Origin of the sequence: Streptomyces sp. NBC_01244, assembly GCF_035987325.1 — a bacterium.
In the GTDB taxonomy this organism is placed as follows: Bacteria; Actinomycetota; Actinomycetes; order Streptomycetales; family Streptomycetaceae; genus Streptomyces.
On the sequence record NZ_CP108488.1, the window covers coordinates 7,875,351 to 7,901,081 of the forward strand.

General features: G+C 73.9%; 21 protein-coding genes. 13 read left to right on the forward strand and 8 right to left on the reverse strand.

All coding sequences use genetic code 11. The annotated features are described in order from the left end of the window. The first annotated feature begins 83 nt into the window (after window positions 1-83). Complete coding sequence (locus OG247_RS35045) at window positions 84-1,511, forward strand: MFS transporter (protein ID WP_327255983.1); 1,428 nt, start codon at window positions 84-86, stop codon at window positions 1,509-1,511. Window positions 1,512-1,521: 10 nt separating this feature from the next. Then, window positions 1,522-2,025 (forward strand): MarR family winged helix-turn-helix transcriptional regulator, encoded by a 504-nt coding sequence (locus OG247_RS35050; RefSeq protein ID WP_327255984.1) that lies wholly within the window; start codon window positions 1,522-1,524, stop codon window positions 2,023-2,025. A 33-nt stretch (window positions 2,026-2,058) separates the two neighbouring features. On the opposite strand, the gene OG247_RS35055 is transcribed toward OG247_RS35050, so the two are convergent. Further along, window positions 2,059-3,174: a right-handed parallel beta-helix repeat-containing protein gene (locus tag OG247_RS35055; protein ID WP_327255985.1), complete on the reverse strand. Its 1,116-nt coding sequence runs from the start codon at window positions 3,172-3,174 to the stop codon at window positions 2,059-2,061. A gap of 251 nt (window positions 3,175-3,425) precedes the next feature. Between OG247_RS35055 and OG247_RS35060 the strand changes: the two genes are divergently transcribed. From OG247_RS35060 to OG247_RS35070, 3 genes are all read left to right on the forward strand, one after another. Then, window positions 3,426-3,938: an O-acetyl-ADP-ribose deacetylase gene (locus tag OG247_RS35060; RefSeq protein ID WP_327255986.1), complete on the forward strand. Its 513-nt coding sequence runs from the start codon at window positions 3,426-3,428 to the stop codon at window positions 3,936-3,938. A gap of 85 nt (window positions 3,939-4,023) precedes the next feature. Then, window positions 4,024-4,581 carry a TetR/AcrR family transcriptional regulator gene (locus OG247_RS35065; protein WP_327255987.1) on the forward strand — a complete coding sequence of 186 codons (558 nt, stop codon included), beginning with the start codon at window positions 4,024-4,026 and terminating at the stop codon, window positions 4,579-4,581. 82 nt (window positions 4,582-4,663) lie between these two features. Continuing rightward, complete coding sequence (locus tag OG247_RS35070) at window positions 4,664-6,349, forward strand: alpha/beta fold hydrolase (RefSeq protein WP_327255988.1); 1,686 nt, start codon at window positions 4,664-4,666, stop codon at window positions 6,347-6,349. Here OG247_RS35070 and OG247_RS35075 read toward each other — a convergent pair. Further along, window positions 6,335-6,823, reverse strand: a complete 489-nt coding sequence (locus tag OG247_RS35075) for an Lrp/AsnC family transcriptional regulator (protein WP_327255989.1) — start codon at window positions 6,821-6,823, stop codon at window positions 6,335-6,337. The two genes, OG247_RS35070 and OG247_RS35075, sit on opposite strands and share 15 nt — an antisense overlap. A gap of 135 nt (window positions 6,824-6,958) precedes the next feature. On the opposite strand from OG247_RS35075, the gene OG247_RS35080 reads away from it, so the two are divergent. Both OG247_RS35080 and OG247_RS35085 read left to right on the forward strand, forming a co-directional pair. Then, window positions 6,959-7,936 (forward strand): DMT family transporter, encoded by a 978-nt coding sequence (locus OG247_RS35080; RefSeq protein WP_327255990.1) that lies wholly within the window; start codon window positions 6,959-6,961, stop codon window positions 7,934-7,936. Continuing rightward, window positions 7,929-9,149: an amino acid aminotransferase gene (locus tag OG247_RS35085; RefSeq protein ID WP_327255991.1), complete on the forward strand. Its 1,221-nt coding sequence runs from the start codon at window positions 7,929-7,931 to the stop codon at window positions 9,147-9,149. The genes OG247_RS35080 and OG247_RS35085 overlap by 8 nt, the downstream gene beginning before the upstream one ends. A 58-nt stretch (window positions 9,150-9,207) precedes the next feature. Here the strand turns inward: OG247_RS35085 and OG247_RS35090 are convergent, their stop codons facing one another. The 3 genes from OG247_RS35090 to OG247_RS35100 all read right to left on the reverse strand — a co-directional run bounded on the left by OG247_RS35090 (window position 9,208) and on the right by OG247_RS35100 (window position 11,940). After that, a complete protein-coding gene (locus OG247_RS35090; RefSeq protein ID WP_327257742.1) occupies window positions 9,208-10,152 on the reverse strand; it encodes an MASE1 domain-containing protein in 945 nt (314 codons plus the stop codon). Between the two features lie 77 nt (window positions 10,153-10,229). Continuing rightward, window positions 10,230-11,054 (reverse strand): PP2C family protein-serine/threonine phosphatase, encoded by an 825-nt coding sequence (locus OG247_RS35095; protein WP_327255992.1) that lies wholly within the window; start codon window positions 11,052-11,054, stop codon window positions 10,230-10,232. A 115-nt stretch (window positions 11,055-11,169) separates the two neighbouring features. Further along, a complete protein-coding gene (locus OG247_RS35100) occupies window positions 11,170-11,940 on the reverse strand; it encodes a maleate cis-trans isomerase family protein (protein WP_327255993.1) in 771 nt (256 codons plus the stop codon). A gap of 174 nt (window positions 11,941-12,114) precedes the next feature. On the opposite strand from OG247_RS35100, the gene recQ reads away from it, so the two are divergent. The 5 genes from recQ (at window position 12,115) to OG247_RS35125 (ending at window position 19,459) form a co-directional block, all read left to right on the forward strand. Next, on the forward strand, window positions 12,115-14,208 hold the full coding sequence (recQ, locus tag OG247_RS35105; protein ID WP_327255994.1) for a DNA helicase RecQ: 2,094 nt from the start codon (window positions 12,115-12,117) through the stop codon (window positions 14,206-14,208). Between the two features lie 464 nt (window positions 14,209-14,672). Continuing rightward, a complete protein-coding gene (locus OG247_RS35110; protein WP_327255995.1) occupies window positions 14,673-15,995 on the forward strand; it encodes a DUF3376 domain-containing protein in 1,323 nt (440 codons plus the stop codon). A 26-nt stretch (window positions 15,996-16,021) separates the two neighbouring features. Further along, window positions 16,022-16,681, forward strand: a complete 660-nt coding sequence (locus OG247_RS35115; protein WP_327255996.1) for a hypothetical protein — start codon at window positions 16,022-16,024, stop codon at window positions 16,679-16,681. 39 nt (window positions 16,682-16,720) lie between these two features. Continuing rightward, window positions 16,721-18,772 (forward strand): SpoIIE family protein phosphatase, encoded by a 2,052-nt coding sequence (locus OG247_RS35120; RefSeq protein WP_327255997.1) that lies wholly within the window; start codon window positions 16,721-16,723, stop codon window positions 18,770-18,772. 57 nt (window positions 18,773-18,829) lie between these two features. Then, a complete protein-coding gene (locus OG247_RS35125; protein WP_327255998.1) occupies window positions 18,830-19,459 on the forward strand; it encodes a GNAT family N-acetyltransferase in 630 nt (209 codons plus the stop codon). Window positions 19,460-19,491: 32 nt separating this feature from the next. Here the strand turns inward: OG247_RS35125 and OG247_RS35130 are convergent, their stop codons facing one another. Together OG247_RS35130 and OG247_RS35135 are read right to left on the reverse strand one after the other, a co-directional pair. Further along, complete coding sequence (locus tag OG247_RS35130) at window positions 19,492-22,317, reverse strand: SpoIIE family protein phosphatase (RefSeq protein ID WP_327255999.1); 2,826 nt, start codon at window positions 22,315-22,317, stop codon at window positions 19,492-19,494. Next, window positions 22,314-23,318: a GlxA family transcriptional regulator gene (locus OG247_RS35135; RefSeq protein WP_327256000.1), complete on the reverse strand. Its 1,005-nt coding sequence runs from the start codon at window positions 23,316-23,318 to the stop codon at window positions 22,314-22,316. The genes OG247_RS35130 and OG247_RS35135 overlap by 4 nt, the downstream gene beginning before the upstream one ends. A 244-nt stretch (window positions 23,319-23,562) precedes the next feature. On the opposite strand from OG247_RS35135, the gene OG247_RS35140 reads away from it, so the two are divergent. Next, entirely contained in the window at window positions 23,563-24,207 is a 645-nt protein-coding gene (locus tag OG247_RS35140; RefSeq protein WP_327257743.1) for a cysteine hydrolase family protein, read from the forward strand. 267 nt (window positions 24,208-24,474) lie between these two features. Here the strand turns inward: OG247_RS35140 and OG247_RS35145 are convergent, their stop codons facing one another. Next, the gene (locus OG247_RS35145) at window positions 24,475-25,623 is read right to left on the reverse strand and encodes a glycerate kinase (protein ID WP_327256001.1); all 1,149 of its coding nucleotides are present in this window, start codon (window positions 25,621-25,623) and stop codon (window positions 24,475-24,477) included. Window positions 25,624-25,731 lie beyond the last annotated feature (108 nt).

Consider the following 25,731-nt stretch of genomic DNA (forward strand, 5'->3'; position numbering starts at 1 on the left):
GATGGATCGGTGTCCGATGTAATCTGAAGATGTGTGGGGGATCCGGTGAGGCCGGTACGACCGGCACGAAGGGAGGAGCCCCCATGGCTTTCTCGTCCACCCCCGCCCTGCCCGCCCTGCTCGTACGGGAACGGGCCCGGCCCGCCTGGGTGCGCTCGCGCGCCGGCGCCTGGCGGCTGGCGGTGGGCACCGTGTGCTTCGGCGCCTTCATGGGGCAGCTCGACGCCAGCATCGTGACGATGACCTACCCCGGGGTCCGCGCCGAGTTCGGGGTTCCCCTCGCGGGCGTCGAATGGGTCTCGCTGGCCTATCTGCTCACCCTCGTCGCCCTGCTGGTGCCCGTGGGACGGCTCTCCGACGCCCACGGCCGCAAACTCTCCTACCTCTACGGCTTCGCGCTCTTCACCGGGGCATCGGCGGCCTGCGGCCTCGCCCCGACCCTCATCGCCCTCATCGGGTTCCGGGTGGTGCAGGCGGTGGGCGCGGCCATGCTCCAGGCCAACAGCGTGGCCCTGGTGAAGACCAGCACGCCCGCCGCACGGCTGCGGACCGCGCTCGGCGTCCAGGCCGCCGCCCAGGCCGTCGGGCTGGCACTCGGCCCCACCGTCGGGGCCGCGCTCGTGGCCGGGCTCGGCTGGCGCTGGACGTACTGGATCAACGTGCCCGTCGGGCTGATCGCCCTGGCAGCCGGGCACTACCTGCTCCCGCGCACCCGCGACCGCGCCCCCGTACGGCGCTTCGACCGGGCCGGGGTCCTGTGGCTCGCCACCGCCACCGCCGCCCTGCTGGTCGCGCTCAGCTCCCTGTCGGGGCTCCACGTGCCGGCCTGGACCGGACCGGCCGCCTGCGCGGTCGCCCTCGGGGCCACCGCCGCCCTCGTCCGGCGGGAGCGGCGCGCCCCGGCACCCCTGCTCGACCCGGCGCTGCTGAAGGCACCCGCGATCCGGGGCGGGCTCGCGGCGGCCCTGTGCGGATACCTCGTCCTGTTCGGCCCGCTCGTGCTGGTACCCGTACTCCTCCTCGGGTCCGGGTACGGCGTGCTCGTCGCCGGAGCGGTCCTCACCGCACTGCCCGCCGGATTCGCGCTCGGCGCGGTGGGCGGTGACCGGGCCCTGCCCGCCGCCGTCACCGACCGGGCGCGCTGCCTGTACGGATCGCTACTGACCGGCTGCGCCCTGGCCGCCCTGCTCTTCCTGGCGCCCGCGCCCGCGCCGCTCGCCTGCGCGCTCGGCGTACTCGGCCTCGGGCTCGGCCTGTTCGCCCCCGCCAACAACGCCCTCGTGATGCGGGCGGTGCCGACGGAGGCTCCCGGCACCGGCGGCGGCCTGATCAACATGGCACGCGGGCTCGGCACCGCGATCGGCGTCGCCCTCGTCACCCTGGCCCTGCACACGGGCGGCGACGGCGGACGCCTCGCGGTGCTGATCCTGCTGGCCGCGGCCGCCGTCATGGCCGTCACGGGGTCCGGGACGGGCGCGAGAGCCGCCCCGGCCGCGGCGGAGCGCGAGTAGCGTGGTGGGCATGGCACGCATGCCGGGCATGCCCGGTGCCCCGGACGCGCGGCCCGGCGCGGACTCACCCGAAGCCCGGGCGCTGACCGCCGCCGTCACCCGCCTGCGCCGGGCCTTGCGCGCCTCGATCCGGACGGAGTACCCCTGGGAGCAGCTCCCCATGGCCCAGGTGGAACTCCTCCAGGTCTGCGTCGAACACTCCCCGGTCCGCGTCAGCGAACTCGCCGCCCGCCAGCGCCTCGCCCAGTCCACGGTGAGCGGACTCGTCGCCACGATGGCCACGAACGGGCTGGTGAAGCGCGAGGTGGACAGCGAGGACCGGCGCGCCGCCGCCGTCAGCGCCACCGACACCGGCCGACTGCGGCTGGCCGCCTGGACGCGCGCCCACGAACGCCGCCTGGGGCACGCGCTGACGGCCCTGCCCGACGCCGACCGCGCGGCGCTCCGCGCGGCCCTGCCGGCCCTCACCCGCCTCGCCGCGCGCCTGGAGGAGGCGGACGGCGGGGGCGGGTAGGAGCGGTCAGGACGTGACGTGGTCAGTAAATGGCTACGGCTTCACGGTCGCCGTGGCGGTGAAGCCGCAGCACTCGAAGGTCTGTACCGGCGCGCCAGAGGTCTGCGTGATCTTCACGCCGTCGAGCACCGCGTCCGTGTTCACCGCCGACGCGATGACCGCGACACCGTGCACCCCGCCGGTGATCCGGTCCTTCCTGAGCGTGAACGAACCGTCCTGGAGGGCCATTCCGACGTACGAGTTCCGCCGGAGGTCATTGTTGCCGATGGTGAGACCCGTACCGGCGACGTAGATGCCCACCTGGTTGCCGACGATCCGGTTGTGCTCCACGACGGTTCCGGGCGCGTCGCCGACGATGCCCGCGTGTTGGAACTCGTTGAAGAAGTCGGGGCCGCAGCCCGCGTCGGGTTCCCGGCACTCGTTGTCGCTGACGGTGTTCTTGACGACACGGCCGACCGCGCCCTCCACGAACTCGATGCCGTCGGTCGACAGGGTCGGGTGCCCGGTGACGGTGCTGCGCTCGATGGTGGCGGTGGACCCCTCGTTGAGGACGACCACCCCCGCGCCCTGGTATCCCGTGATCTTGGTGTCGTGGATGGTCGCCGAACCCGTACCGGTCGGCAGGTCGCCGATGAGAACGGCGTTCGCGCTGTGGAAGCAGGGCGCGGCCGGGGTGTCGGTGATGTGGGTGACGGCGGCGTGGCCGAGGTCGAGGCTCGCACCGCCGAGCACGCGGATGCCGGCGCCGAGCGCGCCGTTGTCGCACGTGCCGGAGCCCGGCCCGCTGACGGCGAGCTTGGACAGCGAGACGGATGCGCCGTTGTGGATCTCGATGATCGAGTTGCCGCCGTCATCGCCGGGGGTCAGCGTCTGCGGAGCCTGGATCGTCGTCTTCCCGTCGCCCGACCCGGTGATCGACAGGTTCTTGCCGATCACCACCTGCTCGCGGTAGACACCCGGCCGGACGGTGATCCGGTCACCGGGGTCGGCGGCGTCGACCGCTGCCTGGATCGTCGGGTAGTCCCTGGGGACCACGAGGTCCGGTGACCCGTCGGCCGCTGCCGACGTCGGCACCAGCGGACAGACGGCGATGGCCGTGACGACGCAGAGCCCTAGGCGGGCGGCCGTCCTGATCAGGGGGATTGCCATGGAGAGTTCGCTCCCGTGGGGTAGGCGCACCGTGGATCCGGGGCCCCCGGACCCGTCGGCCGGATGCTCCGGCCGCGCCGCAAACCTAGGGACGGCTGTGATCACAGCCCGCTCGCAGCCGTCCGACAGGTCCGGTTTTCCCCCTGCCGGCCCATCGCCGGGAGCGCTCCGGCGGCCTCTGCGGCCAACAATGCGCAGGCGGCCCCGGAGATGCCCCGATAGCCTCACCACTTGCACCGGAAGGGACGCTCATGCCTCGTATCACCCTCGTCCAGGGCGACATCACCGCCGAGAAGGCCGACGCCGTGGTCAACGCCGCGAACTCCTCGCTGCTCGGCGGCGGCGGGGTCGACGGAGCGATCCACCGGCGCGGCGGCCCGGAGATCCTGGCCGCCTGCGAGGACCTGCGCCGCTCCCACTACGGCAAGGGCCTCCCGACGGGCCGCGCGGTCGCCACCACGGCCGGCCGGCTCCCGGCCGACCACGTGATCCACACCGTCGGGCCGGTCTGGTCGCGGGACGAGGACCGCTCCGAGCTGCTGGCCTCCTGCTACCGGGAGTCGCTGCGGGTCGCCGACGAGCTGGGTGCCCGTAGCGTCGCCTTCCCGGCGATCTCCACCGGCATCTACGGGTGGCCCATGGACGACGGGGCCCGGATCGCGGTGGAGACCGTACGGGCGGCCCGCACCGAGGTGGAGGAGGTGCGCTTCGTGCTGTTCGACGAGCGGGCGTACGAGGCCTTCGGGGCGGCCGTCACCGGATAGCGCGCCGGACCGGACCGGAGCCGAGGGGCGCCCTGCCGCACAGGAGGCGGTTGAAAGAATATGTAGATCGGTCTAGTCTCATGTCATGGGACAGAAGGGCGCCGAGACGCGGGACCGACTGCTGGACGCGACGCAGGAGTTGGTCGAGACCGGGGGATATTTCAGTGCCGGGCTGAACCAGGTGATCGCCGCCAGCGGCGCGCCCCGCGGCTCGCTCTACTTCCACTTCCCCGGCGGCAAGGACCAGTTGGTCGGCGAGTCCGTCCGGCGGGCCGGCGGGATGATCGGTGATGCCCTGGGCGGCCTGGCCGACTCCAGTCCGTCGGTGGCGGCGTTCGTCGACGCGGTGCTGCGGCACCTGGGCGACCGGCTGGAGGAGTCGGGCTGGCGCAAGGGGTGTCCGGTGGCCACCGTGGCGCTGGAGATGGCCGCCACCAGTGACCCGCTGCAGGAGGCGTGCTCGGAGGTCTACGCCTCGTGGCAGGCGGCCCTGCGCGCACAGCTGGCGGGCCGTCCCGACGCGGACGATCTCGCGCTCACCGTCCTGGCCCTGGTGGAGGGGGCGCTCCTGCTGGCCAGGGCGCACCGCAGCAGGGGACCGCTGGACGGCGTCTCCCGTCAGATCGGCGCACTGCTGAGCTGACGCGGCCCGCCGTGACCGGCGGGCTTCTTTTTCGGCCTAAAAATATGTAGACCGATCTATTCTAGGAATTCGAGGAGCTTTCATGGACGCGATCGTCTTCGGTGCGACCGGCTTCATCGGCCGCTCGCTCGTCGCCGAGCTGCTCACCCGGGGGCAGCGGGTGGCGGCGGCCGTACGCAACGACACCCTCACCCCCTGGCTGACCTCCCAGGGCGTTGACACCGGCGGGCTGGAGATCGTCACCGCCGACATCACGCGACCGCTCTCAGGGCTGCCCGAGGTGCGCGACGTCTACAACGCAGCCGGCCGCTTCGCCTTCGGCCTCGGCGTGCCGGAGGCGCGGGCGACCAACGTCACCGGGGCGCTCAACGTGCTCGAATGGGCCGCCGGACTGCCCCGACTGCGGCGGCTGGTGCACATCAGCGGGTACCGGGTGAGCGGGTCCGGGGGGCAACCCGACTACGCCGGGCTGGGAGCGTACGAGGCGTCGAAGGCCGAGGGTGATCTCGCGGTGCGCGCCCGGGCCGGTGAGCTGGAGGTCCCGCTGACCATCGCGAACCCCAGCACGGTCATCGGGCCGGGCCAGTACATCGGTCTGGCCGCCCTCGTCGAGGACCTGTGGAACGGCCGGCTTCCCGTCCTGCCCGGCGGCCCCGACACCTTCCTGCCGGTCACCACGATCGACTACTTCGTACGGTTCCTCGCGGAGGTCCCCGCATCGCCCGCGGGGGAGCACTACTGGGTGCTCGACGACAGCACTCCGCTCCTGCCCGAACTGATCGCCGCCCTCGCCGGCCACACCGGCGTACGGGCACCTCGGCGGACCGTTCCCGCCGGTCTGCTGCGGCGCCTGCCGCGCAAGCTGACCGGCGCCGATCCCGAGACGCTGGCGTTCCTGTCGCCCGACCGCTACCCGACCGCCTCCGCCCGCGCCTTCGCCGCGAGCGCCGGTCTGGAGATGCCCCCGGTCGCAGACGTCCTGCGCACGTGGGCCGACGACCTGGTGGCCTCCCGCTTCGGTGCCGCGGAGCCCTGGCTGAGCCCGTACGGCTTCTCCGACGTGGCGGGCAGTCGTACCTGGGTGAGCGGGGAGCGGCGCCGCCCCGACCACGTCCTGCTGCACGGACTCCCGATGAACGCCGACCTCTGGGCACCCCTCGCCGGCCATCTCCCCGGCCCCGTCCTGGCACCCGACCTGCCGGGCCTGGGCCGCTCGGCCGCCACGACCCGGCCGGTGGACGCGTGGCTGGCCGACCTGCTGAGCCCGGTACGGACCCGGCCCGTGCTGGTCGCGCACTCCCTGGCCTGCGGACCCGCGCTGCGTTTCGCCGTCGATCATCCGGACCGCATCAGCGGCCTCGTGCTCATCTCCCCGGCGTTCCTGCAGGCACCCGCCGCCCGGCTCGCCCGCTCGGGCCTGGCCGCGCCGATCATGCGCCGCATGCCCGCCGCGCGGCTGGCCCGGACGCTCGGCGTCCCCGAGGGGGCGGAGGTGCGGAGCGCCGCGGCGGACCTGCGCCGTCGCGGCGTGGCCCGCCGCGTGGTCGCCGCCGTGCGTACGGACGTCGCCGGACGCGGGCGGTCGCGGGCGCTGCTGGACCGGGTGAGCGTCCCGGTCCGGATCATCGTGGGTTCGGCCGATCCGCTGGTCGAGGCCGTCCGCCACCCGGTGGCCGAGATCGAGGGGGCCGGGCACTACCCCCAGCTCACCCACCCCTCACAGGTCGCCCTCCACCTCGCCGCCGTGGCCGGCTCAGGGGGACGGTGATCGCCTCGAGGCGCCCGGGGTGGGCCGCGGGTAGGTCCTGGACTGCTTGACGCTGCCGTACGCGAAGCTCGACTCGATCGAGGCGATGCCGGGAATGGCGTGGATCCGGTGGCGCACCAGGGCTTCGTAGGCTTCGAGGTCTTCGATGACGACGCGCAGCAGGTAGTCGCTGCTCCCCGCCATCAGGTAGCAGTCCTGGATGTGCTCGATGACCGCGACGTGCTCTTCGAACAGCCTCACCGCCTCCGCCGTGTGGCGTTCGAGGCGGATCCGGACGAACACGGTGACCGGGAGTCCGAAGGCGACCTGGTCGACCATGGCGGTGTAGCCGCGGATGAGGCCCGCTTCCTCCAGGCGCCGAACCCGGCGCAGACAGGGCGACGGGGAGAGCCGGACGCGGTCGGCTAGATCCTGGTTGGACAGGCGCCCGTCGGCCTGCAATTCCCTGATGATCTGCAGATCGACTGAGTCCATGGCCACTCCTTGGCAGATTCTGCCCCAAACGTATGTCTGAGAGGCAGAACTGGCAATCGACTGCCCCGCCCCAAGCCCTAGCGTTGCCCTGGAACGGGCCGGACCGGTCCGCTCTCAGAGGCTGGAGCAATTTCCTTGGTCGCGACGAACACCACCCCGGCGACCGCGCCTCCCGACGCGGCGGGCCCGAAGGCCGGACACCCCGGCAGGTTCGGGCTCTCCCCGCAAGCCGAGGGCATGCTGGCACTCCTGCTGACCGTGGCCATCTGGGCGGCCTTCGCGCTCAGTGCCCGCGCGCTGAGCGCCTCCTCCCTCCTGCCCGCCGACGCGGCCCTGCTGCGGTTCGGCGTCCCCCTCCTCGTCCTGCTCCCCGCCCTGTGGCGACGCCGTCGCCGCATCGCCGCGGTGCGGCCGGGCGTCGCACTCAAGATCATCTGCGGTGCGGGGGTGCCCTTCTTCCTGGCGGCCATGCACGGCGGCGCGCTCACGTCCGCGGCCTTCGTCGGCTCGATCGTCCCCGGGATGGTCCCGCTGTTCGTCTCCGCCGTCATGGTCCGCCGCGGACACGGGGTTCCCCGGGGAACCCAGGCGGCCGGGCTCGCGCTGATCGCGTCCGGTGTGGCCGCCCTCGTCTGGCGCTACGTCGTTCCGGTGGACACGGACGTCCTCGCGGGGACCGGCACGCTCCTGGTGGCCAGCGGGCTGTGGGCCCTCTACACGGTGGGACTGCGCGAGGTGGACCTCGATCCCGTCGGATCGATCGGACTGCTGTGCCTGCCCTCCTTCGCGGTGATCGGAATCCTGGTCCTGACCGGGGTGCTCCCGACCGGCATCGCGCACGCCGCGGGCAGCGACATCCTGCTGTTCCTCGTCGTGCAGGGACTCGGAGTCGGGCTGTGCGCGGGCCTGCTGTACGCCTTCGCCATCCGCAGGCTGGGCGCCGAACGCAGCTCCGTCGTCGGCAGCCTCAGCCCCGTCGCCGTCGTCCTGCTCGCCGTCCCCCTGCTCGGTGAGTCCCCGACCCCCGCCGTGCTCATCGGCGTCCCCCTCATCACCGCCGGCGTCGTCCTCGCCAACCGCCGCCCACGACCCGAGGTTCCCGCAGATGCTTGAGCTCCTCCCGCCGCCGCCCACCGACCCGCTGTGGGACCTGACCTACGAGTTCGGCTCCGACGACCGGCCCGAACGGCTGAACCTCGTCCTCGGCGTCTACCGGGACCAGACGGGAACCACGCCCGTCATGGCCGCCGTGCGCGAGGCCGAGATACGCCTGGCAGAGCGCTCGGAGTCCAAGGAGTACCGCGGGCTCTCCGGCAACGCCGCCTTCAACCGCTCCCTGCTCGACCTGGTCCTGGGCGCCGGCCCGGGCGGACCGGGCGACCGGGCCGCGGCCGTGCAGACCGTCGCGGGCTCCGGCGCACTGCGACTGCTGGCCGATCTGATCTGGCGCACCCGCCCGGGCACCACGGTGTGGGTCAGCGATCCGGCCTACGTCAACCACCGGCCCATCCTGGAGGCCGCCGGGCTGAAGGTCCGCCCGTACGGCTGGCGCGACGCCGAGGGCGGCTTCGACACGGCCGGTGTGCTGCGGGAACTGCGCGAGGCCCGCCGGGACGACGTCGTCCTGCTCCAGGGCTGCTGCCACAACCCCACGGGCGTGGACCCCCTCCTCGAGGACTGGGAGGCGCTGGCCGAGTCGGCCGTCCGCGGCGGCTGGGTGCCCTTCGTCGACCTCGCCTATCACGGGCTCGGCGACGGCCTGGAGGCCGACCTGCTGGCCACGCGGATGCTGGCGGCGCGCGTGCCGGAAATGCTGATCGCCGTCAGCTGCTCCAAGAACTTCGGCCTCTACAGCGACCGCGTCGGCTGCGCGATCGTGCTCGGCGCCACGGGCCGGGCCGTGCGGCACGCCGAGACGGCCTTGCAGAACGCGGCCCGGACCCTGTACTCGATGCCGCCCGAGCACGGCGCGGCCGTCGTGACCACGATCCTGGAGGACGAGGGCCTACGGGCCGCCTGGCGGGCGGAACTGGACGTCATGCGGGACCGCATCATGGCCAACCGGGCCGATCTGACAGCCCACTTGAGCGCGCTGGGCCGTACGGAACAGGCGCGGTCGCTCGCACGGCAGAAGGGGATGTTCTCCATGCTGCCGCTCACGCCGCACCAGATGCTCCGGCTGCGTCGACAGCACGCCATCTACGGCACCACCTCGGGGCGGATCAACATCGCGGGAATCCCGGCGCACCGGATCCCCTGCCTCGCCCGCGGCATCGCGGCGGTCCTCGACCCGGCGGACGCACGCCGGTCGGTCCTGCCGGCCTAGTGCGGTCACAGCACTAGGGGGTCGATCAGGCCGGGCCCGCGTCGTCCGGTGCTGCCGGTCACTCCTTCGGCGGGGCCAGGCGGGCCACCACGTCGGCCAGGTCCTCGCAGACCTCCTCGATCTTCAGGCGGACGTTGTCCTGCTCGGTGACGAGGGCCGCCAGCAGCAGCGCGGTCAGTGCGGCCGCTCCGTTGAGCGCCTGGAGGTTGACCATGACCTCGAAGAGGGTGTGACCGGCGAACGGTCCGGCGCGGTCGGTCGCCGCCGTGATCGCGATGACGGACACGAGCAGGGCGCACGGTGCGCTGCCGGGGAGCCGGAAGCGCACCGCGGCCCAGATGAGCAGGGGGAAGACGAGGAAGAGCAGGGACAGGGAGCTGCGCGTGGCCGTGAGGGTGACGGCGCCGACCGTGACCGCCAGAGCCGCCGCCTCGGCCGCCCGGTACGGGTCCCGGGGCAGCCGGGCCCGGTGCAGGACCAGCAGCAGCGGGGTCACCAGGAGGACGCCCATCGTGTCGCCGGCCCACCAGGCCGACCACACCGGCCAGAAGCTCGGCAGCGGGAGGTCACCGGTGAGCACCAGCGTCCAGGTCCCGGTGGTGGAGCTGATCAGCATCGGCACCAGGCCACCGAGGAAGACCAGCGCCAGCCCGTCCCGCAGCCGGTCCAGTTCGGGGCGGAAGCCCACCCGGCGCAGCAGCGCGTAGGCGCCCAGCGGAGCGAGGGTGTTGCCCGCGACGATGCCGAGATCGACGAGGTCGAACGTACTGATCCGCTCGATGGCGAGATAGGTCCCCAGCGCGAGCCCCGGCCAGATCCGGGGCCCGAACCACAGCAGACAGGCGAGGGCGATCCCGGTGGGCAGCCAGAGGGGTGTGACGACTGCCCCGCCGACGCTCACGTGCAGCAGCAGGCCGAGCCGACCGGTCGCGTAGTAGGCGACGGCGACCCCGAGGATCCGAAGGAGGGCTTCGGCCGGACGTCGCCATTCCACGGTGCGCACCTCTGCATCAGACAACGGCCCGGGCGCCTCGGCAGGGCGTGACACGCGTGGACGGGTGGCCGGTTGCCGGGGGAGGGTCAGCGTGGTCCGGACGCGTCGTGGCTGAGGACGAGCACCGCGGCGTCGTCGGCGTGGCCGGTGAAATCGGCCACCTTCATCACCTCGGCGGCCAGCTCGTCGGGATCGGCCCCCGCCGCCTCCCCCACGATCCGCGCCACCCGCTCCAGGCCCACGTCGATCGGGAACGACGGCCCCTCGACCACCCCGTCGGTGACCAGGACGATGGAGCCCGCCTCCGTCAGCCTCCGGCGGGTCACCGGGTACCGGGCCCCGGAGACCGTGCCCAGCGGCGGACCGCCGGCGTCCTCGGCGATGCCGTACCGGCCGTCGGCGGTGGCCCAGACGGTGGGGACGTGGCCGGCCCGGGCCGTCTGGAGCTCCCACGTACGCGGATCGAAGCGGAGCAGACTGCAGGTCGCGAACAGCTCGCTGTCCATCGAGAGCAGCACGTCATTGGCCTGGCTCAGCACCTCGCCGGGGTCGAGGACGACGGCGCCCACGGCGCGCAGGCACACCCGGACCTGCCCCATGAAGGCGGTGGCCGCCACATCGTGCCCCTGCACGTCGCCGATGGAGAAGGCGAGGGCCCCGCCCGCCACCCGGAAGCCGTCGTACCAGTCACCGCCGATGTCCAGGCCGCGCCGGGCGGGCGCGTACCGGGCCGCGGTCCTCAGCCCCGGCAGCACGGGCAGGGAGGCGGGCAGCAACTCGCGCTGCAGGGCCTCGGCCAGCTCCACCCGGGCCTGCTGCAGCTCCGCGCCCTCCCGCGCCTGGGCGGTGAGCCGGCCCAGCATGCTCAGCAGATCCGCGCTGGCGGGCCGGGGAGGCCGGCGCGGGGTCACGGACCGCTCCGGAGTACGTCCATGTGCCTCTGCTTCCGCTGAGCGAAAGACCCGGGCCCATCATATTTCGGCTCGGCGCCCGGCGCGCAGGTGGCCGGGGAGGCGCCGGAGGCCTTCAGGCCGTCGAGAACAGCCGGCCGTAGGCCGTGACGGGGGTGGTCGGGGTGGCCGCCGCGCGCAGGGCCGCCCAGAGGAGCGTCTGGTTCGCGGTGAGGACCGGGCGGCCCAGGGTGGCCTCCAGGGCCTCGATCGCCCCGACGGCGCGAAAGCCGTTGCCGCCGATCACGACCGCGTCCGCGGTGTCGGGGACGTGCGAGGCCACCCAGTCGTGCAGGGCCCGCGGCCCGATGAGGGTCTGCCCGCTGGGGAGGCCGCAGGGGGCGGCGTACGGGACCTCGAAGCCCGCGTCCTCGTAGTACCCGCGGCCCAGGTCGCTCAGCGTCTCGTCGAACCACGGCGGATCCACCAGGGCGAGCCGGCCTGCCCCCAGCGCCCGCAGCGCCTCGACGGTGGCGGCGCAGGTGGCGACCACGGGCAGCCCGTGGGTGCGCCCGCGCAGCCGGTCCAGCATGTACCCCTCCCCGCGCGGGCCGATGACGTAGGCGGAGCTGGTGAAGGCGTAGGCGATCACCGACACCGGGGCGGCGGCCAGCAGCTCGGCGGCCTCGTCCACGTGCGGGGACTCGGCGAAGGCCCGTACGGGGGCGAGCGGAATGGTGGGGTCCATCGCGCCGCCGCGCCCCATCGCGCGGAACGGCACCCGGGCGGCGTGCAGGCCCACGTCGGCCGGAGCCATGGCGCGCAGCTCGGACTCGGGGCCGACATCGGCGTGCGGGGTGAGGACGCCGAGGCGGACGCGCACGTCCCACCCGTCGGGCTGCCACATCGCGTGTTCCTCTCGGAGGCCTGGGAAACCGGAGATCTTCCACTGTGTCACCGGTCGGGCCGCCGAGGCGCCCGGCCGCGCCGCCGCGTGCCGGACCGTGAGGTCCCTCCCGGATATCCACAGGGTCGAGGGGATCCGGGCGGATGTGTCCGAGGAGGTCGCTAGGCTTCTGGGATGACCCCTTCGGAAGCAGCCGTCGAGATCCCCGACGCCCAGCAGGTGCTCCACCGCGTCTTCGGGTACGACTCGTTCCGCGGCGAGCAGCAGCAGATCATCGAGCACGTGGCCGGTGGCGGCGACGCGCTGGTGCTCATGCCCACCGGCGGTGGCAAATCGCTCTGCTACCAGATCCCGGCACTGGTCAGAGCGGGCACCGGAGTGGTGATCTCACCGCTGATCGCCCTCATGCAGGACCAGGTGGACGCCCTCAACGCGCTCGGGGTACGGGCCGGGTTCCTCAATTCGACGCAGCTCTCCGACGACCGCCGCGCCGTCGAGCAGGCCTTCCTCGCGGGCGAGCTCGACCTGCTCTACCTGGCGCCCGAGCGGCTGCGCACCGAGGGGACGCAGCGGCTCCTCGACCGGGGCACGGTCTCCCTCTTCGCCATCGACGAGGCGCACTGCGTCGCCCAGTGGGGCCACGACTTCCGCCCCGACTACCTCGCGCTGTCCATGCTGCACGAGCGCTGGCCCAAGGTGCCGCGGATCGCGCTGACCGCGACGGCCACCGAGGCCACGCACGCCGAGATCGCGGCGCGCCTCGGCCTGGAGGAGGCCCGCCACTTCGTGGCCGGCTTCGACCGGCCGAACATCCAGTACCGGATCGTGGCGAAGAACAACCCGGTCAAGCAGCTGCTGGAACTGATCCGCACCGAGCACCCCGGCGACGCCGGGGTCGTCTACTGCCTCTCGCGGGCCTCGGTGGAGAAGACGGCGGCCGCCCTGGTCGAGCAGGGCATCGACGCCGTGCCCTACCACGCGGGCATGGACTCCCGGACGCGCGCGGCGAACCAGTCGAAGTTCCTGCGGGAGGACGGGGTCGTGGTGGTGGCCACGATCGCGTTCGGCATGGGCATCGACAAGCCGGACGTGCGCTTCGTGGCCCACCTGGACCTGCCCAAATCGGTCGAGGGCTACTACCAGGAGACCGGCCGCGCCGGCCGCGACGGGGAGCCCGCCACGGCCTGGCTGGCGTACGGGCTCCAGGACGTGGTGCAGCAGCGCAAGATGATCGAGGGCTCCGAGGGCGACGAAGCGCACCGCCGTGCGCTGGCCGGACACCTGGAGGCGATGCTCGCGCTGTGCGAGACGGTCGGCTGCCGCCGGGTCCGGCTGCTGGCGTACTTCGGGCAGACCGGTGCGCCGGACTGCGGGAACTGCGACACCTGCCTGACGCCGGCCGAGTCCTGGGACGGGACGGTCGCGGCGCAGAAACTGCTGTCCACCGTGTGGCGGCTGGCCAAGGAACGGCGCCAGAAGTTCGGCGCCGGCCAGATCATCGACATCCTGCAGGGCAAGAAGACGGCCAAGGTCATCCAGTTCGACCACGACGGGCTCTCGGTGTTCGGCATCGGCGCGGACCTGGGCACGAACGAATGGCGCGGGGTCGTCCGGCAGTTGCTGGCACTGGGACTGCTGGCGGTGGAGGGCGACTACGGCACGCTGGTGCTGACCGAGGCCAGCGGCGAGGTGCTGGGCGGCCGCCGGAGCGTTCCGATGCGCAAGGAGAAGGCGCCGGCGGCCGGTTCGTCCCGCAAGGAGTCCGGCGGATCGCGCTCCGGGAAGGGCGGCCGGGTACCGGTCGACCTGCCGGCGGCCGCCGTGCCGGTGTTCGAGTCCCTCCGGGCGTGGCGCGCCGAGACCGCGCGGGAGCAGGGCGTGCCGGCGTACGTCGTCTTCCACGACGCCACGCTGCGGGAGATCGCGACGCAGCTGCCCGCCACGGTCGCGGAGCTCGGCACGATCAGCGGAGTCGGCGAGGCGAAGCTCGCCAAGTACGCCGAGGGCATCCTGAAGACCCTGGGCGGCGCGCAGCCCGAGCCGGGCGCGGGGGCCGCGGCGGCGGAGAGCGGAGCCGCCCCGGCGGCGGTCATCCCGGCGGCGGTCACCCGGGCCGCCGCGGCCGCTCCGGCCGCGGCCGCTCGGACGGTGCCCCCCGCAGCCCCGGCCGCCGTGCCCGCCCAGGCGAATCCGGCCCCGCGGGGGGAGGAGTCGCTCTTCGGTCCGGAGGACGAGGACATCGACCCGCCCTGGGACGACTGGGAGTAGCAGCCCGGCTGCGGGCCGCCCGGTCCGGGGCCAAGCTGGAGGTATGACCGGTACCCGGCCGGGGCCCCGCGGTACGGAACTGCGGCTGGCCCTCGCCATGCGGGGCGGGGTCAGCCTCGCCGTCTGGATGGGCGGCGCGTGCTGCGAGGTGGCGAAGCTACGGGAAGCCGCCCCCAACGCGCCCGGAACCCGGGCCCGGGGCCCGGACGTCTACCGGACCCTGCTCGACACCGGCGGCTACCGCACCGTCGACATCGACGTCCTCTCGGGCACCAGCGCGGGCGGCCTCAACGGGGTCCTGCTCGCCTGCCACCTCGTGTACGGCATGCCCTTCGACCACGGGGTCCGCGACGTCTGGCTGCGCCTCGGCGACCTCGAGGACCTGCTGCGCCGCCCGGCCCCCCGGCCGTCGGCCTGGCCGGGGGGCCGAGCGGCTCGTCCGGCTGCTGTCGGACCCGGCCGGAGTGACCGGCCCCGATCCGCTCCCGGTGCCCTGCGGACCCGGCCCGCTGGCGCAGCTGGACCGGTCCGGCGGCCGGGCCCCGGCGCTCTTCGCCCGGCTCCGCGAGGCGGCCCCGGACCTCGCGCCCACCCCGTACTCCTCACCGCTGGCCCTGGCCCGCGCGGTCCGGCTGCTCATGGACTGGGTGGTGGCCTACGAGGACGACGACACGCGGGACGAACACCGATCCGCCATCGCCGCGCGCCGGGAGCTCCTCTACGCGTACCGCTTCGCCGTCTCCACCCTGACCGCCGCCCGGGACCGGCTCCTGCTCACCGCCTACGCCGAGGCCCTCGAAGGCGGCCGGGTGCCCGGCGACCCGCCGGGTCCGCTCGGACCCCACGCCCTCGCCACGGCCCGGCTGCGCACCGCGATACCGGAGGTTCCGGCCGACGGGGAGCCGGCGGAGGTCTGGTACCGCTGGGCCCGGGACCTGGCCGCCCGGGTCACCGAGGAACCCCAGCCCGCGCCGGCCACCGGGACCGGAGCCGGGATGGGCGCGGACCCCGGCCCCTACCAGGAGCTCCTGGACCGGATCTCCCGCCTCGGCCGCACCATCGGGACGGCCCTGGTACCGGCCCCGGCCGGCTTCCAGGCCCTCGGGGAGGCCGCGCTCCTCGGCGCCGACGAGATGCGCGCCGCGCTCACCGACGCCGAGGTGATCCTCGGCCCGCTGCGCCCGGACCCGCAGTCCGAGGCCACCGACATCTCCTTCCACACGGTCTCCGCGGCCAACGACAGCTGGGCCGCCGACCGGGTCATGGGCCCGCTCCGCACCCCGCAGGACACGGTCCACGGCAAGCTCAGCGGCAACCATCTAGGGAACTTCGCCGCCTTCCTCAGCGTCCGCCGGCGCCTCTCCGACTGGATCTGGGGCCGCCTCGACACGGCCGCCTCGCTCGTCTCCGTCGCCGCCACCGACGAACGCCTCGAACACGCCTTCGGCGGCTTCACCGGCCTCCCCGACCTCAGGGAACGGGTCGCCCGGCTGGGCCCCTGCCCCCGCTTCGCCGTGCTGTGGGCCGACTCCCTGCGGCTCAGGCCGCGGATGTGCCCCTGGGGCCGGGTGCGCTACGTACTGACCGCCGTCCGCCAGCGCGAGATCCTCGACGAGGAACTGCCCCTGCTGACCGCCCTGCACCGGGAAGGCCCCACCTCCGGGAACCGCCCGCGCGACATCCCGCGGGCGCAGTCGTTCCTGGAGCCCGACCTCGACGCCCCCGGTGCCCTGAAGAAGGGGCTCGACGCGCTCGGGGAGGTCGCCGCCGGGTCGACCGGCTCCTGACGGCCCCCGACCCGTGCCGTGCGGTCGTGCGCACCGGGCTCATCGCCTGGCCCGCGCTCCAGCCCTCCGGACGGTTCGCGGCCCGGCTGCCGCGCGCCGTGCTGTCCGCGCTGAAGCCGCTGCTCTGCCTGCTGCCCGTGGTCGCCCTGTTCGCCCCCGTACCGGCCCTGGTGGCGGCCGCCCTGATGTGGACGGGCGTCGCCTTCGGCACCGGGCACTGGTCCTCGCTGCCCGGGCACGTCCCGCTCTGCCTCTTCGCGATGGCCGCCCTGGCGGCCCTGCTCCGCTCCAGGGTCCCGGGCAGGCCCCTGCGCGTGCTCCTGATGCTGGTCCTGCTGCCCGTCCCGCCGGTCGTCGGCCTGTGGCTGCCGCGCGCCCACCTGCCCGGCCCGCCCGGCGCCGACGGCTGGGAGCGCACCCTGCTGGTCGGCGCGCTGTTCGCACTGGCCGCCGCCGCGCTGCTCTTCACCGGCTCCGAGCGGTGGGGGCCGGCCCTCGGGTCCGCCCTGTTCGCGGGGGCCCTCGCCGGCCTGGTCCAGTTCCAGCGGGGCCCGCTGGGCGGCTGGTGGGGTGCCCTGATCCTGTACGCCGTCCTGCTGTGGGTCACCTTGATCCTGCCCTGGCTCCACCCGAAGCCGGAATCCGGCGCGACACAGCGCCGGTCAGCGAAGGCTCGGATAGTGTGAATCGGTAGGAATCAGGCCCCCTGGGGTGAGGTCGGCGCATTGGACACGTACCAGGAGACGAGCGAGGTACCGGACCAGCCGGTGGCTGCTGTCGGGTACGCGGGCGTACTGAGCGAGCTGCTGCCGATCGCCCTGTGGCGGGAGGACGCCGACGGGCTCGTCGTCGAGTGGTCGCTGGCCGCCCAGGACCTGCTCGGGCACCGCCCCGAGGACATCCTCGGCCGGCCGGGCTCCGACGTGCTCGTCCCCGACGCCAACCACGAGCTGGCCGACCAGCTGACCCGACGGGTCCAGGCCGGGGAGACCGTCGTCGGCACCCTGCCCGTGCGCCACCGCGACGGACACCAGGTCGCGATGGAGATGTGGATCCTGCCCTCCCCCGATCCGCGGGGGCGCACCGGTTCCATGCTCATCGCAGTGGAGACCACCGAGGTCCTGCGGATGCGCGATTCGCTCGCCGCCCTGCAGAGCCTGTTCACCCAGTCGCCCATCGGACTCGGCACCCTCGGCACCGACCTGCGCTTCCTGCGCGTCAACGACGCCCTCGCCCGGATGAACGGGGTGTCCGCCGCCGAGCACGTCGGCAAACGGCTCACCGAGGTCGTGCCCGGGGTGAACGCCGCCGCGCTCGAACGGCTCATGCGCAAGGTGCTGGAATGCGGCTCCGCCGTCGTGGACGTCCGCCGTACCGGCCGCACCCCCGCCGACCCCGACCACGACCGGACCTGGTCCTGCTCCTACGCCCCGCTGCTGGACGGATCCGGGCGGCGGCTCGGCCTGATCGCCTCCCTCATCGACATCACCGACGGACAGCGCGCCCAGGCGGAGGCGGATCGGGCGCGCAGCCGCTTCGCCCTGCTCGCCGAGGCCGGCACCCGCATCGGCACCACGTTGGACCTCGGCCAGACGGCCCAGGAGATCGTGGAGGTGCTGGTACCGCGGCTCGCGGACTCGGCCGACGTACAGCTCCTGGAGGCCGTACTGGACCCCGACGAGGCCGGGGCCTCCACGCGGGGCGTGCTGCGCCGCCTGGCCTCCCTCTTCCCGGACCCGGGAGCGCCCACCTCCAAACTGACCGCAGGGCAGACCTTCCAGATCCCGGCGGGCACCGCCTACGAGCAGGTCATCACCGAGGGCGTGGCGATGAACCTCTTCACCGCCGACATCCCGGCCCTGATCAAGGATCCGCGCGCGGGAGCGCTGCGCGCGTACCTGGCCACCCTCGGCTGCGCCCGCATGGTCCCGCTGGTGGCACGCGGCCGGGTGCTCGGGGTGGTCGTGGTGACCCGGGTGCGCGGGCGCGAGGTCTTCGACCACGAGGACTGCGTGCTGATCGACGAGGTGGTGGCCCGGGCGGCCCTGAACATCGACAACGCCCGGATGTACACCACCCAGCGCGCGGCGGCCCTGACCCTGCAGCGCAGCCTCACCAACAACGCGCTGCCCGAGGTCGCCGGCCTGGAGCTGACCGGCCGCTACCTGCCGGCCAGCGACCACGACGTCGGCGGCGACTGGTTCGACGTGATCGAGCTGCCGGACGGCCGGACCGGCCTGGTGATCGGCGACGTGATGGGCCACGGCATCCACGCGGCCGCGGTCATGGGTCAACTGCGCACCGCCGTACGGACCCTGGCGCGGCATCAGGTGACCCCGGAGGAGATGCTCCGCTCGCTGGACGCGGTGGTGGCCGACCTCGGCGAGGACGAGATGGCCACGTGCGTCTACGCCGTCCACGACCCGGCGACCGGCGCGTGCGTCATCGCCCGCGCCGGCCATCCGCCGCCGGCCGTGGTCACGGCCGCCGGGGCCGTGACCTTCCTGGACGGCCCGCCGGGAACCCCGCTCGGCACGGGCGGCCGGGAGTTCCGCACGGAGGAGGTCCGGCTCGAGCCGGGCAGCCTGCTCGTGCTCTACACGGACGGCCTCATCGAGTCCCGGGACCGGGACCTGGACGAGGGGATGGCAGGTCTGGCCGGCGCCCTGAGGGGCGCGGGGGAGCCGCTCGAGGCCCTGTGCGACACCATCCTGGCGCGCCTCCTCCCGGAGGCCCCGCAGGACGACGTGGCGGTACTGCTGGCCCGGACCCTGTGAACGCACTAGCGCAAAAATGCTTTGTATCTAGCGCAATGAGCGGTTAACGTCTCTGCCATGTCTTCCACGCCTTCCACGCCTTCCACGCCTTCCACGTCGGCCAAGTCGCCGTCCCCCACCACGCTCACCGGCCGCCACGTCCGCCTGGAGCCGCTCACCCGGAGCCACCTCCCCGACCTGTACGCGGCCGGGGGCGGAGACGAGGAGGTGTGGCGCTGGCAGGGCGGCCCCGCGCCGCGGACGCAGGAGGAGCTGGGCGCCAAGCTCGACGCCGTGCTGGAGGCGGCGGAGCGCGGCGAGTACGTCCCCTTCGCCGTCATCCACCTCGAAAGCGGCCGGGCCGTCGGCTGGACCACGTACCTGGACATCAGCGCGCCCGACGAACGCCTGGAGATCGGCTGGACCTGGTACGGGCGCGCCTACTGGCGCAGTGCCGTCAACACCGAGTCCAAGCTGCTCCTGCTCACCCACGCCTTCGAAGACCTCGGCATGGGCCGGGTCCAGCTCAAGACGGACCACCTCAACACCCGCTCCCAGGCCGCGATCGCCCGCCTCGGAGCCCAGCGCGAAGGCGTCCTGCGCCGCCACCGCCGGCGCCCGGACGGCACCTGGCGCGACAGCGTGTACTTCTCCCTGCTGGCCACCGAATGGCCGGAGGCCAAGGCCCGGCTGGCCGCCCGGCTCTGAGCCGGCGGCGGCCACGGCCCGGGCGCCGTCCGCTACCAGGCCAGGTCCTCCAGGGCCTCCAGGTCCACCACGGCCGGCGGCTCCGGCTCCGCGGCGCCCGTCAGGGGGAGCTCCGCCCAGATCACCTTGCCGCGGTCCGTGTAGCGGGTGCCCCAGCGCTCCGCGTACTGGGCGACGAGGAAGAGGCCGCGCCCGCCCTCGTCGGTCGTGGCCGCGTAGCGCAGGTGCGGTGAGGTGCTGCTGCCGTCGGAGATCTCGCAGATCAGGGTGCGGTCGCGGAGCAGCCGGACCCGGATCGGCGCGGTCCCGTAGCGGATGGCATTGGTGATCAGCTCGCTGAGGATGAGCTCGGCGGTGAAGGTGACGTCCCCCAGACCCCACGCGGAGAGCTGCGCGGAGCCCGCGCGGCGCACCCGGGACACGTCCGAGGGGTCCGGGAACACCTCCCACTCCGCGATCCGCTCGGCCGGGAGCCGCCGGGTGTCGGCGATCAACAGGGCGATGTCATCGCTCGGCGACGGGAACAGCAGCGCGGCCAGTACGTCGGAGCAGGCCTGATCGGGGCTGCGGTCAGGCCGGGACAGCGCCTGGGTCAGCATGTCGAGGCCGGTGTCGAAGTCCCGGTCGCGGTCCTCCAGCAGCCCGTCGGTGAACAGCACGAGCCGGCTCGCCTCGGGCAGCTGCAGCTCCACGGCCTCGAAGGGCATCCCGCCGACGCCCAGCGGCAGCCCGATCGGCAGCTCGGGGTACTCCACCTCCCCGTCGGGCCCGACGAGCGCCGGGCCGGGGTGGCCGGCGCTGGCCATGGCGCAGTGTCCGGACACCGGGTCGTACACCGCGTAGAGGCAGGTGGCGCCGGTGACGCCGGAGGACTCGCCCTCCCCGGACCCCTCGTCGGCCGAGGACTCGTCCTGGTCGATCCGGTCGATCAGCTCGTCGAGGTGGCCCAGCAGCTCGTCCGGCGGCATGTCGAGCGTGGAGAAATTGTGCACGGCGGTCCGCAGTCGGCCCATGGTGGCGGCGGCGTGCACCCCGTGCCCCACCACGTCGCCGACGACCAGCGCGACCCGGGCCCCGGCGAGCGGGATCACGTCGAACCAGTCCCCGCCCACCCCCGCCTTCGCGGGCAGGTACCGGAAGGCGACGTGCACGGCGCTCAGATCGGGCAGCACCCGCGGCAGCAGGCTGCGCTGGAGGGTCACCGCCACCGCGTGCTCGCGGGTGAAGCGACGGGCGTTGTCGATGGAGACCGCGGCCCGCGCAGCCAGCTCCTCGGCGAAGGACAGGTCCTCCTCGTCGAAGGGCTCGGGGGTGTCGGCCCGCCAGAAGTTGGCCATGCCGAGGACCACCCCGCGGGCCTGGAGCGGTACGGAGATCAGCGAGTGCAGCCCGTAGTCCAGGGCCACCCGGGTGCCGTCGTGGTCCTGGGCCCGCCAGCCGAAGGCCATGTGCAGATCGGCCGCGAGGACCGCCCGCCCGGCGTCCAGGGCCGCCGACATCGGGGCGGTCGCCACCACGAAGCGGATGACGTCGCCCACCGGCTGGAGCGGGGAGTCGGCGCGGATCCCGCTGATGGCGGCCCGGCGCATCTCGGTGTGCGCCCCGCCGCCGGGCTCCTCGCCGCGCAGCACCGGTTCCAGCAGCTCGACGGTGACGAAGTCCGCGAACCGCGGGACGGCGACCTCGGAGAGCTCCTCGGCGGTGCGCACCACGTCCAGGGTGGTCCCGATGCGCACGCCGGCGTCGTAGAGCAGCTGGAGGCGGTCGCGGGCGACAGCGGCCCGGCCGGAGAGCGCGGCGAGCTCGGTGGAGTCGCGCAGGGTGGTCACGGTGCCGGACGGGCGGCCCCCGCGGGGCTTGGTCGGGCGCACGTTCACGGCGAGGAGCCGGTCGCCCGCCCGGTGCACCTCGTCGGTGGCGGCCCGCCCCGAGGCGAGCAGGGCGGCCGTGGGCGGATCGAGACCGAGCTCGGCCACGTGCCGCTGCTCGGCGTCGGCGGGCAGGTCCAGGAGGCGGCGGGCCTCGTCGTTGGCGAGCAGCAGCCGGCCCTCGGCGTCGATGATCAGGACGCCCTCGCGGACGGCGTGCAGAACCGCTTCGTGGTGTTCGTTCATCCGGGTCATCTCGGCCTCGCCGAGGCCCCGGGTCTGGCGCCGCAGCCGGCGGCTGACGAGGGCCGCGCCGCCGGTGCCGAGGAGCAGGGCGCCGGTCGCCGCGCCGAGGAGCAGGGGCAGCTGGCCCTCGACCCCGTCGCCGACGTTCTCGACCTCGATGCCGGTGGCGACGAGGCCGACCACCGCGCCCGCGGAGTCCCGTACGGGGACCACGGCGCGGACCACGTCGCTCGGCTTCCCCTCGAACGTCTCGGTGAAGGCCTGACCGGCCGCGGCGCGCGAAAGGTCGCCGGTGGCGCGCTGTCCGATCAGCTCGGGGCGGGAGTCGGTGTACCGGATCCCGTCGGTGGTCATGACGGCGATGAAATCGACGCCCGAGGCCCGGCGGGCGCCCTCGGCCAGCGGCTGGAGCACGGCGGTGGGGTCGGGGGATTCCAGGGCCGCCGGGAGGCCGGGGGCGTGTGCGAAGGCCTCGGCGGCGGCGAGGGAGCGGTTACGGGCGTCGCGCTGGCTGTCGTACCGGGCCTGGAAGAACAGGGCCGTGGCGGCGGCCGTGATCAGCACCAGCACGAGGACGGCCTGGAGGGCGAAGACCTGGCCGGCGACGCTGCGGGCGCCGAGCGAGAGGTGCGCGAACAGCCGGGAGCGTCCGGTCCCGGTTCCGGGTGGGGACCCGTCCTCGGGCGGGGGCCTGTCCTCGGGCGCTCCCTCGGAGCCCCTGGCTAGCCCAAAACGTCCGGTCATGAGCCATTTCTAACACTGTCGACGGGGTTTGGGGGAGGCCCTGGGGGCCCTGGTGAGGTAGCGGCCGCACGGTACGCCCGGGGGCTCGTGCCGACGTACGAGACGAAGTGCTGGCGGAAGGTGACCTCGCTGGCGAATCCGGCCCGCCGGGCCACCTCGGTGACCGGATGATCGGTGCGCTCCAGCAGTTTTCGGGCTTCGTCCAGACGGTGGCCCAGGAGCCATTTGTGCGGGGTGGTGCCGGTGGCGGCGGCGAAGTGCCGGGCGAAGGAACGCGGCGACATCCCGGCCCACCGGGCCAGGGTGGCCACGTCCAGCGCCTCGTGCAGCCGCCCGAGCGCCCGCTCCCGTACGAGTGCCAGGGCCTCGGCGGTCCGGTCGGCGACCGGGGTCGGGCGGTCCAGGTACTGGGCGTGCTCGCCGGTGCGGAAGGGGCCGGTCACCATCGAGCGGGCGATGGCGGCGGCCGCCTCGGAGCCGTGGGCCTCGCGGACCAGGTGCAGGCAGAGGTCGATTCCGGAGGCGACCCCGGCGGAGGTCCACAGCCCGTCGTCCCCGACGTAGAGCGGGGCCTCCTCGACGCGCACGGCGGGGTACCGGCCGGCCAGCGCCGGGGCCAGGGACCAGTGGGTCACGGCCCGGCGGCCCGCCAGCAGCCCTGCCTCGGCGAGGATGAAGGCGCCGGCGCACAGGGCGGCCACCGGGATGCCCCGGGCGTGGACGTCCCGCAGGGCGGCCAGGACCGCCTCGGGCGTCCGGTCGCCGGGCCGCTCCAGCGCGGGGACCACGACGAGGTCGGCACGGGTGAGCCAGTCGAGCCCACGGTCGGGAGTCAGGGTCAGCCCGCCGGGAAGCGGGATCGGGCCCGCGTCGAGGGCGCACCGCCGCAGCTCGAAGCCCGGCACCCCGAGATGGCCGCGGTCGGGTCCCCAGACCTCGGTGATGACGGCCAGGTCGAAAGCGCGGATGCCGGGCTGGGCGACGATCGCGACGCGGTGCATGGCCGAGAGTCTGCCACGCAGGCCCGGCTGAAGGGGAGGGTCGAGCCCCCGGAAGATGCCGTCGAGACGCCCCCGACCTGGGGCGGAGCCCGAATTCTGACCTCGCGGGACCCGGACTGCCACGCTGGCAGGATCCCATCGGTTCGTGGGCCGGGTGGTACTGGTTCGAGGGGGAGGGAGCGCCCAGGATGAGGCCATGACGAACGAGAGCGCGACCACGACCGAGACCACCGCCACGACCGCGATGACGACCGAGACCACGACCGCGACCGGGATCGGCATCGAGATCGCCGCGAACAGTGCCCTGTTGGTCATCGATGTCCAACAGGGCTTCGACGACCCCGAGTTCTGGGGCCCGCGCAACAACCCGGCCGCCGAGGAGAACATCGCCGCGCTGATGGACGCCTGGCAGGAGACCGGCCGCCCGGTCGTGCTCGTGCAGCACGCTTCCCGCACCGCGGGCTCGGTCCTCTCGCCGGACCGGCCCGGGTACGCCTTCAAGGACTTCGTCGCCGAGCGGGCCGGCGGGGCGGCCCTGCACGTCACGAAATCCGTCAACTCCTCCTTCTACGGCACCCCGGACCTCGCCGACTGGCTCACGGCCCAGGGCGTCGGACAGCTCGTCGTCGCCGGCATCCAGACGAACATGTGCGTCGAGACCACGGCCCGGATGGCCGGGAACCTGGGCTACGAGGTCCTCGTGCCGCTCGACGCCACGCACACCTTCGACCTGGCCGCGGAACCCGGCCCGGACGCACCCCGGCTGACGGCCGACCAGCTCGCCACCGCCACCGCGGTCAACCTCCAGGGCGGCGGCTTCGCCCGGATCGTCACCACCGCCCAGCTCCTCACGGCGGCCCGCCGCAACCCCAGCCCGTCCGGCGTCTGAGGACCGGGGTCTGAGGACCGGGGTCTGGGCGGAGCCCCAGGGCGGGTCCGGGCAGCGCGCGGGGAACGGGCGAAGGGCGGGTAGGGGACATCCCCCCAGGCCCTGGCCCGGCAGTCCCCGGCAGCCCCCGGCAGTCCCCGGAGCCCTAGGCCGTCCCCGGCAGTCCCCGGCCGCCTCGGCCCGACCGCGTCGCGGGCCCCCGCACACGCCGACGGCCCGGACCCCCCGTCAGGGGATCCGGGCCGTCGGTGGTGAGGGCGGACGCCGTCAGAGGACGTCGGCCGCGATGCTCTCCGCCACCCGCTCCAGCAGCGGCCCCGCGTTCGGGATGCTCACCGCCGGGTCCGGCTCGAGGTCCGTGAGCGGGTAGGCCCGCTGGATGCCGGCGGCCTGGAGGGCCTCCTGCGTCAGCAGCAGGCGGCCGCAGACCGCGACGACGGGCTTGCCCGCCGCACGAGCCGCCGCCGCGACACCGGCCGGAGCCTTGCCGTGGAGGGTCTGCTCGTCCAGCGAACCCTCGCCGGTGATGACCAGCGTGGCCCGCTCCAGCGCCGGCGCGAAGCCGAGCACCTCGAGCATCAGCTCGATGCCGGGACGGAACGAGGCGCCGAGCAGCAGCGCCCCGTAGCCGATGCCGCCCGCTCCGCCCGCGCCGGGCGAAACCGCAGCCTCGGCGGCCAGGGAGCCGATCGACTTCTCCAGGACCACCGCGAAGTGCGCGAGCGCCGCGTCGAGCGTCGCCACGTCCTCGGGCGACGCCCCCTTCTGCGGGCCGTAGACCGCCGGAGCGCCCTTCGGACCCGTCAGAGGGTTGTCCACGTCGCTCGCCAGGACGAAGTCGATCTCCTTGACCCGGGGGTCGATGCCCGACAGGTCGGCCGAGGCCAGCCCTGCCAGTGCGCCGCCGCCCGGACCGACCGGTTCACCGTTCGCATCCAGGAACACCGCGCCCAGTGCGGCCAGCATGCCCGCACCGCCGTCGGTGGTGGCGCTGCCGCCCACACCGAAGACGATCGAGCGCGCTCCCGCGTCGAGTGCGGCCTTCAGCAGTTCGCCGGAGCCGTAGGTGGTCGCCGTCAGCGGGGCGAAGACACCCGCCGGCAGCAGCTGGAGCCCGGAGGCCTCCGCCATCTCGACCACCGCGGTGCCCTCGCGCAGCGCGAAAGCGGCCGTGACCTGGTCGCCGAGCGGTCCGGTGACCCGTACCTCCCGGCGTTCGAAACCGGCCGCCACGGCGGCCGCGACCGTACCGTCGCCGCCGTCCGCGACGGGGAGGGTCTCGATCTCCACGCCCGGTACGGCCTTGCGAAGGCCGGCCGTCACCCGCTCCGCGACCTGAACGGCCGTGAGCGAGCCCTTGAATTTGTCCGCGGCGATGAGCACGCGCGCGGTCTCAGTTACTGCTCCGTCCGTCACCTTGCTAATCCCTTGCTATCGAACAGTGCAGTCGCGCCACCCATGAGCCTATCCGGAGGATCCTCCTATGCCCATGCGTGGCCTGGGCCACACCCGGCGCGGCATACC